Source organism: Streptomyces sp. NPDC059256, assembly GCF_042753785.1.
GTDB lineage: Bacteria > Actinomycetota > Actinomycetes > Streptomycetales > Streptomycetaceae > Streptomyces.
Genome location: NZ_JBHYZO010000004.1, coordinates 248,033 through 261,041, shown reverse-complemented (window position 1 = coordinate 261,041; position 13,009 = coordinate 248,033). Strand labels below are relative to the sequence as shown.

At 69.7% G+C, this 13,009-nt stretch carries 11 protein-coding genes; 10 read left to right on the top strand and 1 reads right to left on the bottom strand.

All coding sequences use genetic code 11. The features are described 5' to 3' along the window. The first annotated feature begins 148 nt into the window (after positions 1 to 148). From ACFXJL_RS12645 to ACFXJL_RS12610, 8 genes are all read left to right on the top strand, one after another. Complete coding sequence (locus ACFXJL_RS12645) at positions 149 to 946, top strand: polysaccharide deacetylase family protein (RefSeq protein ID WP_384635622.1); 798 nt, start codon at positions 149 to 151, stop codon at positions 944 to 946. A 167-nt stretch (positions 947 to 1,113) separates the two neighbouring features. Continuing rightward, a complete protein-coding gene (locus ACFXJL_RS12640) occupies positions 1,114 to 4,056 on the top strand; it encodes a BTAD domain-containing putative transcriptional regulator (RefSeq protein ID WP_358877180.1) in 2,943 nt (980 codons plus the stop codon). A 627-nt stretch (positions 4,057 to 4,683) separates the two neighbouring features. Beyond that, positions 4,684 to 5,100, top strand: a complete 417-nt coding sequence (locus ACFXJL_RS12635; protein WP_384635619.1) for a hypothetical protein — start codon at positions 4,684 to 4,686, stop codon at positions 5,098 to 5,100. A 565-nt stretch (positions 5,101 to 5,665) separates the two neighbouring features. Continuing rightward, positions 5,666 to 7,252, top strand: coding sequence for an ATP-binding protein (locus ACFXJL_RS12630; protein ID WP_358877178.1), 1,587 nt, complete (start codon positions 5,666 to 5,668; stop codon positions 7,250 to 7,252). Beyond that, a complete protein-coding gene (locus tag ACFXJL_RS12625) occupies positions 7,249 to 7,680 on the top strand; it encodes a roadblock/LC7 domain-containing protein (RefSeq protein ID WP_329020400.1) in 432 nt (143 codons plus the stop codon). Before ACFXJL_RS12630 ends, ACFXJL_RS12625 begins: the two co-directional genes overlap by 4 nt. 296 nt (positions 7,681 to 7,976) lie before the next feature. Continuing rightward, the gene (locus ACFXJL_RS12620; protein WP_384635898.1) at positions 7,977 to 8,276 is read left to right on the top strand and encodes a DUF742 domain-containing protein; all 300 of its coding nucleotides are present in this window, start codon (positions 7,977 to 7,979) and stop codon (positions 8,274 to 8,276) included. Further along, positions 8,251 to 8,895 (top strand): ATP/GTP-binding protein, encoded by a 645-nt coding sequence (locus ACFXJL_RS12615; RefSeq protein WP_358877177.1) that lies wholly within the window; start codon positions 8,251 to 8,253, stop codon positions 8,893 to 8,895. Before ACFXJL_RS12620 ends, ACFXJL_RS12615 begins: the two co-directional genes overlap by 26 nt. 2 nt (positions 8,896 to 8,897) lie before the next feature. Continuing rightward, the gene (locus tag ACFXJL_RS12610; RefSeq protein ID WP_384691717.1) at positions 8,898 to 10,145 is read left to right on the top strand and encodes a cytochrome P450; all 1,248 of its coding nucleotides are present in this window, start codon (positions 8,898 to 8,900) and stop codon (positions 10,143 to 10,145) included. Between the two features lie 29 nt (positions 10,146 to 10,174). On the opposite strand, the gene ACFXJL_RS12605 is transcribed toward ACFXJL_RS12610, so the two are convergent. After that, positions 10,175 to 10,789: a hypothetical protein gene (locus ACFXJL_RS12605; RefSeq protein ID WP_384691714.1), complete on the bottom strand. Its 615-nt coding sequence runs from the start codon at positions 10,787 to 10,789 to the stop codon at positions 10,175 to 10,177. Positions 10,790 to 11,015: 226 nt separating this feature from the next. Between ACFXJL_RS12605 and ACFXJL_RS12600 the strand changes: the two genes are divergently transcribed. Continuing rightward, entirely contained in the window at positions 11,016 to 11,609 is a 594-nt protein-coding gene (locus ACFXJL_RS12600) for a hypothetical protein (protein WP_384635606.1), read from the top strand. A gap of 13 nt (positions 11,610 to 11,622) precedes the next feature. Beyond that, positions 11,623 to 13,002: a peptidoglycan-binding protein gene (locus ACFXJL_RS12595; RefSeq protein ID WP_384691710.1), complete on the top strand. Its 1,380-nt coding sequence runs from the start codon at positions 11,623 to 11,625 to the stop codon at positions 13,000 to 13,002. Positions 13,003 to 13,009: the final 7 nt, after the last annotated feature.

Genomic DNA, 13,009 nt, shown 5'->3' with positions numbered 1-13,009 from the left:
AACCCGCACGACCGGACCGCCGTCTCCATAGGGGACTATGCATCGTGCGTATACGCCGTGTGTATAGTTCCGGAGGCACTGCGCCCCCGACCAGGTGCGCGGCCCTCTGCGCACCCGTACCCATCGACCTCTCGGGGGAAGTTCCGCCATGCCCATCACCAGGACGAGGACCGTCACTGCGGCGGTCGTCGCCGCGCTGACACTGACGCTCGCCGGCTGCTCCATGGACACGACCGCCCCTGCGGACGCCCGGTCCGACGCCCGGTCCGACGGCAAGTCCCTCCAGGGCGCCGCGAAGGCGGTCCGCGCGACCACGGTCACGCCCGAAGCGCCGGTGGACTGCGAGAAGGCCAAGTGCATCGCGCTCACCTTCGACGCGGGCCCGGGCAAGGACACCCCTCAACTGCTCGACACGCTGATGAAGGAGCGGGTCCCGGCGACCTTCTTCCTGCTGGGGAAGCACCACGTGGTGAAGTACCCGAAGGTGGTGAAACGTATCTTCGATGAGGGGCACGAGGTCGCCAACCACACCTGGACCCACCGCAGGCTCGACCAGCTCAACCGCGACGAGATACGCGAGGAGCTGGAGCTCACCCAGAAGGCGATATCGAAGATCACCGGCACCGAGCCGACCCTGATGCGCCCGCCGCAGGGACGGATCGACGACGAGGTCACCGCGGTCAGCAAGGAACTCGGGCTCGCCCAGATCCTGTGGAGCGCCACCGCCAAGGACTACTCCACCAATGACTCCGCCCTCATCGAGAAGCGCATCCTGAAGCAGGCCGGGCGGGACGGCATCATCCTGCTGCACGACATCTACGACGGGACGGTCCCCGCCGTCCCGGGCATCATCGCGAAGCTGAAGGACCGCGGTTATACGTTCGTCACCGTGTCCCAACTGTTGGCGCCCGCCAAGGCCAACCCCGGTGAGGTTTACCGCCCGTAATGCCTGCCCCGGGACCCGCCCGGCCCCCCTCAGACGGTCCGGCCACACCCGTGCACCCGCACCCGCACGTGCAAAAGCACGATGAGGAAGCGCTTCGTTGCTGACGGGGCCACCCGGTTCAGGGCAGACTGTCGGGTGCGAATCGGCAGTTCGGGCAGGGGGCAGCTATGGACCGTGACCGCGGGCCACGCGTACCGGAGCAGCGCATTCCAGCGCCCAGTGACGTCATTGACCTGCGTTTCAGCGTGTTGGGGCCGGTACGGGCCTGGCGCGGTGGGGATCCCCTGCCCTCAGGATCACCCCAACAGCGGGCGCTGCTGGCCGCGCTGCTGCTGCGGGACGGACGCACGGCGACCGCCGCCGAGTTGATCGACGCCATCTGGGGTGACGACCCGCCGTCGCAAGCGCTTGCAGCCGTACGGACGTACGCGTCCCGACTGCGCAAGGTCCTCTCCGTCAACGCTCTGGTCAGCGAATCAGGCGGCTACGCCATCCGGATACGGCGTGACTGCCTCGACCTCTCCACCGCCCAGGAACTGGCCGTCGAAGCGGAGAAGGCACGTGCGACGGGAGACCGCAACCATGCCAGGGCCCTGCTGAACAAGTCCCTCGGCCTCTGGGACGGCGAGGCGCTGGCCAATGTTCCGGGCCCCTACGCCGAGAGCCAGCGGGTACGGCTCGACGAATGGCGCCTGCAACTCCTGGAAACCCGGCTGGAGCTCGATCTGGAATCGGGCTGCCACGCGGAGGCCGTATCGGAGTTGACCGCGCTGACCGCGACACACCCGCTGCGGGAGCGGCTGCGGGAACTGCTGATGCTGGCGCTCTACCGCAGCGGACGGCAGGCGGAGGCACTCGCCGTGTACGCGGACACCCGACGGCTGCTCGCCGAGGAATTGGGCGTCGACCCCCGCGCCGAACTCTCCCGGCTCCAGCAGCGCATCCTCCAGGCCGACGCCGAACTGGCCCGACCGAACGATGAGCAGGCGCCCGCACCCCAGATCGCCCAGCCCGCCCAGCTGCCGGCCACGGTCCCCGACTTCACCGGGCGTGCCTCCTTCGTACGCGAGTTGGGCGGCAAGCTCGCCACCGCCGAGGGTTCCGTCATGGCGGTCTCGGCGCTCGCCGGCATCGGCGGCGTCGGCAAGACCACGCTGGCGGTCCATGTCGCCCACGAGGCCAGGCCGCACTTCCCGGACGGGCAGCTCTACATCGACCTCCAGGGCGCGGGCAGCCGCGCCGCCGAACCGGTAGCGGTGCTGGGGGCGTTCCTGCGCGCGCTGGGCGTGCCCGACACCTCGATCCCCGACTCGCTGGCGGAACGCGCCGGGCTCTACCGCTCAACGCTCGCGGGCCGTCGGGTCCTGGTGCTCCTCGACAACGCTCGGGACGCCGCCCAGATCCGGCCCCTGCTGCCCGGTACGGCGGGATGTGCGGCCCTGGTCACCAGCCGAGTCAGGATGGTCGATCTGGCCGGGGCACATCTGGTGGACCTGGATGTGATGTCACCGGACGAAGCCCTCCAGCTGTTCATGCGGATAGTGGGTGAGGAGCGGGTGGGCGCGGAACGCGAGTCCGCCCTCGACGTGGTCGCTGCCTGCGGCTTCCTTCCCCTGGCGATCCGCATCGCGGCATCCCGGCTGGCGGCCCGGCGCACGTGGACGGTCTCCGTGCTCGCGGCCAAGCTCGCCGACGGGCGCCGCCGACTCGATGAACTCCAGGCCGGCGACCTAGCGGTGAAGGCCACCTTCGAGTTGGGGTACGGCCAGTTGGAGCCCACCCAGGCCCGCGCCTTTCGGCTGCTGGGCCTCGCCGACGGCCCGGACATCTCGTTGACGGCCGCAGCCGCCGTACTGGGGCTGCCCCTGCACGAGTCCGAGGACCTGCTGGAAGCCCTCGTCGACACCTCCCTGTTGGAGTCGGCGGCGCCGGGCCGCTACCGCTACCACGATCTCGTACGCCTCTACGCCCGCTCCTGCTCCGAGCGCGACGAGACACCACAGGAGGCCGAGGCGGCACTGTCACGGCTGCTGGACTTCTATCTGGCGACGGCGGCACGGGTGTACGGGATGGAGCGCCCCGGCGACCGGCTCGTCGACCACGTCGGGCCGACCGTGCACGACGGGCTGGCCTTCGACGATCAGCGCGAGGCCCAGGACTGGCTGTACTCGGAGGCCAACTGCCTGCTGGCCGCGGCCCGACAGGCGACGGACGGGCACCGGCTCAAGCTGGCCGTCGACCTGCTGTGGGCCGCCCAGGACCTCGCCGAATCCGGGGCCAACTCCAAGTTGTACGAGATCGCGGCGACGGCCGTCGGCGATGCCGCCCGCACCTCGGGCGACCCGCGCACCGAGGCACGGGCCCGTACGTCGATGACCAATGTCCACCTCGTGGCGGGCCGCTACGAGCACGCGGACGAGGAGGCCAAGGAGGCCGCGGCACTCGCGGAAGCGGTTGCCGATCCGGCGCCCGTCTACTGGTCCGACAACGACCGCGGCATCATCGCCTTCAACCAGGGCCGCTTCAAGGAGGCCGAGGAGCATCTGCGCCGCGCCACGGAGGGCTCACGCGCCGACGGCAATCTGCCCGGTGAGGCGAGCGCCCTGTGCAACCTCTCCCGCATCCATCTGTCCACCGGGCGGGTGGCCCAGGCGATCGCGCTGGCCGAGCAGGGGGTGGAGATCTACGACCGCATCGGGCACACCCTGCGGCTGGCGAACGCCCGCTATGCGCTGGGGGTGGCACTGACCCAGGCGGGGCGGCCGACCGAAGCGCTGGAGCAGCTCTCGGAGGCGTTGGACCGCTTTGAGACAAGTCGACAGCGACTGTGGGAGGGGACGACCCACTTCCGTATCGCCCAGGCCCACTACTCGGCGCGGCGTACGGCACGGGCCGCTCAACATGCCGAACAGGCCCTGGCGATCGGTTGCATCGGCGGGGACCGCACCCGGGCGAATGTGCTGATCACGCTCGGGAGGGCCTTGGCGGCGCTCGGCCAGGCTGACCGGGCGCGGGCCTGCTGGCTGGAGGCGTTGGCGCTGCACGAGGCATCGGGCGCGGTGGAGGCCGATGAGGTAAGGGAGTTGCTGGCTCCGCTCAGCGCGGCCTGACGACCGGGTCGGTAACCGGACGCCCCATTCCTGGTCCTGGTTGCCGGTCCGGCCGGTCCCCCGGAATGATGGCCTCACGGCGGTCTGCTCGAATGCCTGCTCGGGGGGTGGTGCCCCGCCACGGGAAGCGGCGTGCGGGGCCGTGGTTCGGGCAGCGCACCGGTGGCTGCTGGCCCGCTTTCGAGCGGCTGGAAGGTCCCGGTGGGAGCCGGGCGATGCGAGGGGACCGGACGCGCCCGCCGTACGTGACCGGTCCACCGGTCGAGTGATTTCCTGGCGCCGCGTCGCTCCCGATTCGTCCGGGCTCAGCAGCCGAGTTCGTCCGGGTCCGCTACCCAGTGCGGGTGCGTTCGCCGGTGTCCGTTCCTGTGGACAAAATCGGCCGTCCGCCCCTCTGTGACAGCTTTCTGCCAGGACGTTCATCGAATGTTTATGCCCGTCCGACATGCTCCTATCCAGTCGATCCGTCGCGTCGGGGGGCAGACGGATCGCACAGGGCCCTCACCTCTCCGGGGGGAGAGTGAGTGTCCTACGGCCTTCCGTCCGGCGACCCTCGGGGGAGTCTCCGGGCGGAAGGCTCTTTCTGGTTCATCGCAAGGCAAACCCATGGGGGACAAGATGAGCGACATGAACGACAAGGCCCCAGACGACATCACCACCTTGGGCGACCACCACACGCCCAACCCGCCGCGGGACGGGATCACCACCATGGGGGACCACCACACCCCCACCCCGCCCAAGGCCGGCGCCCTCACGCCGCAGGAAGACCGTCATACGCCCGTACCGCCCACCGACGCGGTCGTCACCACACTGGGCGACCACCACACCCCGACTCCGCCGCGGGACGCGGTGGCACGGGACCACCACACTCCGGCGCCTCCGCGCGACGGGGTCGCCAGCACTCCGCTGGACCACCACACCCCCACGCCTCCGCGGGACGGGATCATCACCACTCCGCTGGACAACCCCCTCCCCAACCCGCCCAAGGACGGCGGGCCGACGACGCAGGGCGACCACCACACGCCCGCAGCGCCGAGGTTCTGATCCCCACGGATCCACACATGGATCCAGGGACGAACACGGGGACGGACACGGGGACGGGCGTACGAGCCCATGACTGCAGGAACTGACCGCACGACTGCATGACCCATGCACGCCTTATTCATGGCTCATGCAGGACTGCTCACGATGTCGGCCGCGGCGGCGCGGGGGGAAGCCGTCGCGGCCGAGCCGTGCGCGCACCCGAAACCGACACCCGAGACCCGGCACCCGGCAGGCGGCATCCGGCACCCGGCACCCGGCACCCGGCACCCGGCACCCGGCACCCGGCAAATGAGACCGAGACCAAAACCGAGGCGCAGGACGGGACCAAGCCGGGTAGCGAAATCTCCATTGATCCGCCACCCCGGGCTAGCTGGCCGAAAATGTGCGCTCACCATGCGCTTTACCTGACAGGTGATCAGCCCAGCCCGATCACAAGTTCCCTTTCTGCAACACAACTTCACAATTTCTTGCGGCAAGATCTACCGAGATCGCTCGGGAACAGTGTCTACTGGGCCAGGTCAATCCCCAGGCGGCCCTGACCAGCACCCTTCCCGAGGTCTATTCGATGATCGAGATACCGGACCTGGCCGTCATCGGCCTGGCCGTAGGGACCCTGTCAGCGTTCGTCATGGGCGGCGGACTGCTGCGGTCACGTCGTCAACACGCGCGTCAGCATGACGAGATCGCGTCCCTCCGCGCAGATCTGGAATCGGCCCGCGAAGAAGTGGGCCGCACCTCAAGGGCAATCACCGCCGAAGTGGTGCACCTCGCCCAACGCCGACTCCCGGCCGCCGCGACCCAGTCCGTGCATTCCCATATCAAGGTTCCCGGACCGCTCCGGCCCGACCTCCTGACCGGCAGCGCCCTGGGCGCCGGCCTCAACCAGGTGCTCGAAGGACTGCTGTCCGCGGTGACGCAGGAGCGCAAGCGCGTCGACGCAGCCGCCCGCGCGGGCATGCGCGGCACCACCCGGGAGATCCAAGCCGGTCTGTACCGGCTCCAGGACGTCCTGCGCGGACTCCAACAGCGCTATGACGAGCCCGAACTGGCCGAAACCCTCTTCGCGCTCGACCATGAGAACGAGCAGTCACTGCGCCGCGCTCAGGTCGCCGCCGTGGTCTGTGGTGCCTGGGTGGGACTCGCCCGCGAGGAATCCCATCTCGTGGACGCGGTGACGGGTGGTCAGTCAAGACTGGCCGGCTATCAGCGCATCCGGATCAGCAACCACCTTGAGGACGGCACCGCGCTGGTCTCCCACGCCGTCGAGCCCGTCGCCATCATCGTCGCCGAACTGCTCGACAACGCGCTGCGCCACTCGTCCCCGGACACGGTGGTCACCGTGAATCTGGAACGCGCCCACCACGGTGTCACCATCACCATGGATGACGCGGGCGTGGGCATGGCGCCGGACGAACGCACCTACGCACAGCGCATGGTCGCGGGCAACGACCCCATCCTGCTGTCGGAGTTGGGCGACCCACCGCGGATGGGACTGGCCGCGATCGGCCAGCTGACCAGGCAGTTCGATCTCTCCGTCGATCTCTCGTCCCCCTCCCCCTACGGCGGGGTACGGGCGGTGCTGCTGGTCAAGAACCATCTGCTGAGCCACCTCGATCCCACGGTGCACCCGCCGTCCGCCGCCGCGCCGCACTCCACCAGGAACTCTCCCGGCAGCCAGGGGGAGCCGACCGACGAGAACACCGCGGTGTCGAGGACACCGGCCGCCGTGCCCGCAGAGCGCAGTGCGACCGATCCGGAGCCCGCGGCGGCCCGTCCGTCGCCGGCCCCCCAAGCGCCGGCACCGCAGACGGTCCAGCCAGCCTCTGCGGGAGCCAGCGGTGTCCGGTCCCCGCTGGAGGAGCCGATCACCCATGAGGCGGCGCCTTCGACGCCGCAGGGAGCCGAGAGCGATGCGCTGCCCCGCCGCCGCCGTCGGACCCGGCCCGACTCCACCACCGGTACATCCGTCAGGGCCCGCCCCTACGCCCCCGTACGCACCCCCGAACAGGCAGCGGCGGCCCTCGGGGCGCTGCAAGCGGGCACCCTGGCCGCCCGCAACGCCGAGCCCGTACGAACCGAAGCCGAAACTCCGCGCGCAGCGGCCGAACCCCTGCGCAGCGCAGCCGAATGGGAAGGGAACGACCCCCGATGACCAGCCGCACCTCCCGCGAAACAGGCGACACGGCATGGGTACTCGATCCGATCCTGGAGATTCCCCATGTGCGTGCCGCCGTGCTGCTGACGCGGGACGGTCTGGTCTCCGGCTATTCCGATCGGCTCTCCAGGCCGTCAGCCGAGCGGGTCGCCGCGATCACCAGCACCGTGCAGGGCGCGTGCCGTACGGCGGCTGCGGCCTTCGCGGACGAGGACAGTGCGGAGGTGCGACAGGTCGTGGTCGAGTCGGACCACGGGTACATCCTCGTCGCCCCCACCCGTCACGGGACCTGTGTCGCGGCCTTCGGCGACCCGGAAGTCCGGCTGGACCTGTTGGCCCACCGGGTGCACTCGCAGGTGGCCCGGCTCGGCGAGAAGGCGATGAGTGCGGCACCCCGCGGAGTCGACGGCCCCGGTACCGCATGACCGGACGCCGGGGCGGCCGGCCGCTGGTCCCCGCGTACCTGTCCACGGCAGGACGGGCCCGGCCGAGTCGCAACAGCCTGGAGCGGCTGTCGGTACTGACCGGGCTGGTCGGCGGTGCGGACCCGGACTCGCCGCAGGGCGTTCCCAGCGAGGACGGCCACGAGGGGTACGGGCCCCCAGCGAGCGGCGCCGGTACCCGGACGGTCGAAGCACCGGCCCTGGGCACACCACCCGACATCGATGACGCCGTGCCGCTCCCCCCGGGTTTCGCGAGGGCGCACGACACCGCTCGTCCCCTGTCACCCCCCTCGGCCGTCGTCGTCAGCCCGCCGTGTTCACTTCAGCAGAATCCGCCCCTGCCCGCCGATCTCACCGCTGCCCAGCGCAGCCTGCTGGAGGTCCTGGACGGCGGATCGCTGACCGTGGTCGAGACGGCTGCCCTGCTGGAGCTGCCCGTGTCCGCCGTGCGCGTACTGGCGGCCCAGCTCATCGACCGGGGGCTGGTCGCCTCCCGCCCACCGATCCCCCATGCCGCCAAGCCCCGCCCTGATCTGTTGGAGAGAGTCGCCGATGGTCTCCGCGCCCTCAAGCTCTAGCGCCGCGCCGAGCGCCAGCGGCCCGTACGGCTCTAGCGGCCTGCACTTGCCGGACAGCGCCCGTGAACTGGTGAAGATCGTGGTCGCCGGCCCCTTCGGGGTCGGCAAGACGACGCTGATCGACTCGGTGTCCGAGATCCGACCGCTCCACACGGAGGAGCAGTTGACGGAGGCTTCCGTGTCGGTGGACGACCTCGCCGGGGTGCGGGACAAGACCACCACCACGGTCGCGATCGACTTCGGCCGGATCTCCCTGGACGGGGGAATCGTGCTGTATCTCTTCGGCACCCCTGGGCAGGAACGTTTCCGTGCACTGTGGGGCGACATCGCGTACGGGGCACTCGGCGCCCTGGTGCTCGTGGACACCCGGCGCATCGACGACTCCTTCGAGGTGTTGGGGCTGGTGGAGGAGTCTGGCCTGCCGTACGCGGTGGCGCTCAACACCTTCCCCGACTCGCGGCAGTACACGGTCGAGCAACTGCGCACCTCCCTCGATCTGGAGCCGAACACCCCGATGGTGGCCTGCGACGCACGGGACCGGAACGCCTCCATCGATGCCCTCCTCGCCTTGGTCCAGCACCTGATATCCCGCGATGTCCCGAGCCCGGAGCCCAGCTGACGATGCATCCCGCCCATCTCGCCCCCTCCGCCGAAGCGTTCTCCCTCGCCACCCCGGTCCGCCTGTGGGAGGACGGTTTCGCCGCCGATCCCCACGGCCACTACGAGCGACTGCGGGCCCAGGGCCCCATCGGCTGGGCCGAACTCGCGCCCGGGGTGCCTGCGTACGTCGTCGTCGACCGTCGGGCGGCTCTCGACCTGCTCCAGGACACCGAGACCTGGTCCCGCGATCCGCGCCCGTGGGAGGTGACCGTCGCCGAGGACTCGCCGGTGCTGGGCATGATGCGCTGGCGGCCCAACACCCTGTTCGCCGACGGCCAGGACCACCTGCGCTACCGACGCACCCTCGTCGATGCGTTCGCCCTGATCGAACCCCATGATCTGCGCGAACTCGTCCACCGGGCGGTGGACGTCCTCGTCTCGGGGTTCGGCCCGGACGGCGGCGCTGATCTGGTGCGGGACTTCACCAGGCCACTCATGGCACTGGTCTTCAACAGTCTCTTCGGGCTGCCGGACCGCGAGGGCGACCGCCTCCGCGATTCCATCGGGGCGATGATGGAGGGCGGCGAGAAGGCGGCGCTGGGCGAGCAGGAGTACGGACGTTACGTACTGGAGCTGATCGCGGCCAAGTCCGCCAAACGCGGCAATGACCTGACCAGTTGGCTGCTCGACCACCCACTGGAACTCACCCCCGAGGAGGTGACCTGGCAGGTCTTCCTCACCCTGGCGGCGGGCCTTGAGCCGACCGCCAACCTGGTGTCGAACGCCCTCTCGCGCATCCTCGGCAATGCGGCGTACTACACCACCCTCACCAGCGGATCGCGCCCCGTCATGGATGCCGTGATGGAGGTGCTGCGCTATGAGACCCCGATGTCCAACTACGGGATCCACTACGCGCGTCAGCCCGTGACCTTCCACGGCGTGTGGGTGCGCGAGGCGGTGCCGGTGGTGATCTCGTACGGCGCTCTCGCCCACTTCGCGGAGGTGGAGCAGCGGCCGACCGGTGGGCACCATCCGCATGACGCCTCGCACCTGTCCTTCTCCGCGGGTCCACACGCCTGCCCGGTCAAGCACCACACGCTGCTCATCGCCACCGAGGCCATCGAGCGGCTGACGCAATGGCTACCGGACCTCGACCTCACCACCCCACGGCCCGACCTGACTTGGCGGCCGGGCCCGTTCCACCGTTGCCTCACCGCACTGCCCGTCCGCTTCACACCCCGTGCGCTCGATGTACCGGGAGTCCGTTGAGCGACCGGGGCCGGGACGGGTGCGACGGCTCATCGGGGCGCGGCGAACGGGGTGGAAGTCGTCCACTCGAACGAACCGCCGGCCGACTTCGCGTGGTCGCCGGGAATGCGCGCACAGGGCGACTCCACGTTCACCACGAGCATCTGACGAGAACTGCCCCACTGCAGGGAGACGATGTCACCGGTGGTGGGGTCCTCGAAGCGGGAGCCGACCTCCATCCAGTCGGGGCCCTCGTTGTCATAGGCGTACCCCGCCTTCCAGCCGACGCCCAAGAGCCGATCGGCGGCCTTCTCCATGGCGACGCGTGCGGCGCGCTCGTCGATCTGCCGCACGCCCCAACTGTGCCGCACACCGATCGCCGTGCGGTCCCTTCGGCCTGAGTTGATCAACGAGGTCTGCTTGCAGCGTGACGAACGCAGGGTGTTGTACCCGGGCACGACCGGATCGGCCAGCCCGAGTTCCAGGAAGATGTCCCGGGAGCGGTCCTGGACCCGTACGGCGACCGTGTCGGGGTCGGCGGTCGGATAGGGCTCCCCGTTCAACAGGTCGCCCACACGCGGCACGATGACCGACACGGCCGCGACGATACCGATGACGAGTAGTCCCGCCAGGACGTACCAGTGCTTCTGCCCGCTGCTGCGCATGGCGAGAACGGTACGGCGGGGCGAGTGGCGACGCTTGAGTAGTCGTACTCATGAGCGGGCGCAACAAGCCGACACCAGGGCCGCAGGCACCACGGCCGCGGACCCAACTGGGGCCGGAAGAGTTCTTGATGGCTTCTTCATCGGTTCTTCAACATGCCGGTCCTAGATTCGGGCCGTCCGAACACCTCCGTGGTCGGACGGCGACGAATGACGAGGGAGTTCCGGGATGGGTGCGCGTCGAGGGTTCGGTGGCCGGCTGATGCTGGTGGGAATGGCGTCGGCAGTGGCATTGACGCTCACCGGTTGCGGTGGAGACAGCAAGGACGGCAAAGACGGCAAGGACGAGGTCGCCTCGGTCAAGGAGAAGTCCGACGCCAAGAAGGACAAGGCGGCGACTGGCGAAATGGCCACCTACATCGAAGCACAGCGCAAGTGGGTCCAGTGCCTGCGGGACAAGGGCCTCGACGCTCCTGACCCGGATGCCAAGGGAAGGGTGGACCTCGGAGACGCCAGCAAGATCAAGCAGGACCCGAAGTCGCGCAAGGCAACGGAGGACTGCAGCGACCTGAATGTTCCGGTACCGACGAGCGTGGAGCGGGTCCAGCAAGGCAAGTTCAGCAAGAAGGAGATCGAGACCAAGAAGAAGTACGCAAAGTGCATGCAGGAGAAGGGCGCTCCCGACTTCCCCGACCCCGACTCCGAGGGGTTCTGGCAGGAGGTCACCTGGGACTCCGCGTCGGCGGGTGCCAAGCGCGCCGCGCGGGCGTGCGGCTCGATCATCGGTGTCCCGCCGGAGGGCACCGTCACGCCGCAGGGCTGACGGGATGAGGGCCGTGACAGCCGTGACGAACGAGGACGAGCCCGGGACGGGCGAACCCGTGGTGGAGCAACAGCACGCGGGAGGCCGTAGGGGCGCAGCCAGACGAGGCCGTGGCCCGCTGCTGGTGGGGGTGGCGATCGTGCTGGTCGCCGCTGTGAGCGCGGTCGGCGCCCTGGGACTGGGTGGTGATGGTGAGGACTCCGACGGAGCCCCGGGCCGCAGCAGCAAGACGGTACAGGTCACCCGTGCCACGCTGGTCGACCAGACGGAGATCGACGGGCAGTTGGGCCATGGGCCCGAGGTGCCCTTCCCCATCAAGGCGCAGGGCACGGTGACCTGGCTGCCGGAGCGGGGCACGGTGGTGCGCCGGGGAAAGCCGGTGCTCAGGGTCGACGACCGTCCGGTGACGTTGCTGTACGGCAGTCTGCCCATGTACCGCGAGTTGGCGGTGGCCCCCGCCGCGTACCCTGCGACGGAAGGTGCGGACACCAACGGGCAGGGCACTCCGCCCGCCGGTACTGGGGGGACGGCGACCACGCCGGGTCAGGGCAGTACGGGCGGTACGGGAAGCAGCACCTCGACGGGCGGTGGCGGTCAAGCGGGCGGCGCCGAGGGCCTTCCCGCCGGCGCTCCGCAAACACGGACGACAGCCCTGCGCGGCATGGACGTCAAACAGTTCGAGGCGAATCTGAGCGCCCTCGGATACACGGGATTCACCGTGGACGAGTCGTACTCCGAACTGACCGCGCAGGCGGTCAAGAAGTGGCAGAAGGACCTGGGCGTCCCACAGACCGGCCGGGTCGGCACCGGAGACGTCGTCTACGGCCCTGGCCCGATCCGCATCGCGGCCACCAACGCGCGCATCGGCGCGTCGTCGGCGGGCGATCCCGTCAGCTACACCAGCACCTCCCGCATGGTGACCGTGAGCGCATTGGCCTCCGAGACCGCTTGGGCCCGGCGCGGCACCGAGGTCTCGGTCGAGCTGCCGGACGGGCGATCGGTCAAGGGGAAGGTGAGCAGTGTCGGAAAGGACGCGTCCGCACCGGCTGCTGGTGCCGGAAGCGGCCAGGGAAGCGACGGAGGCACCGGAGGATCGGAAGGACGGGCGACCGTATCGGTGGTGATCACCTTCACCGACCAGAACTCGCTGGGCCGACTGGAGAGCGGCCCTGTCACCGTCCGGTACCTCGTGAAGGAGCGCAAGGGGGTGCTCACGGTTCCGGTGGCCGCACTCGTCGCCCTCGCTGAGGGCGGTCACGGCCTGGAACTGGCCTCCGATGGCTCCACAGCAGACCGCTTCATCCCCGTCACGACCGGTCTGTTCGCCGGTGGCAAGGTCGAGGTGACGAGCCCGGATCTCACCGAGGGCGCGAAGGTGAGGATTCCCCAGTGACGACAGC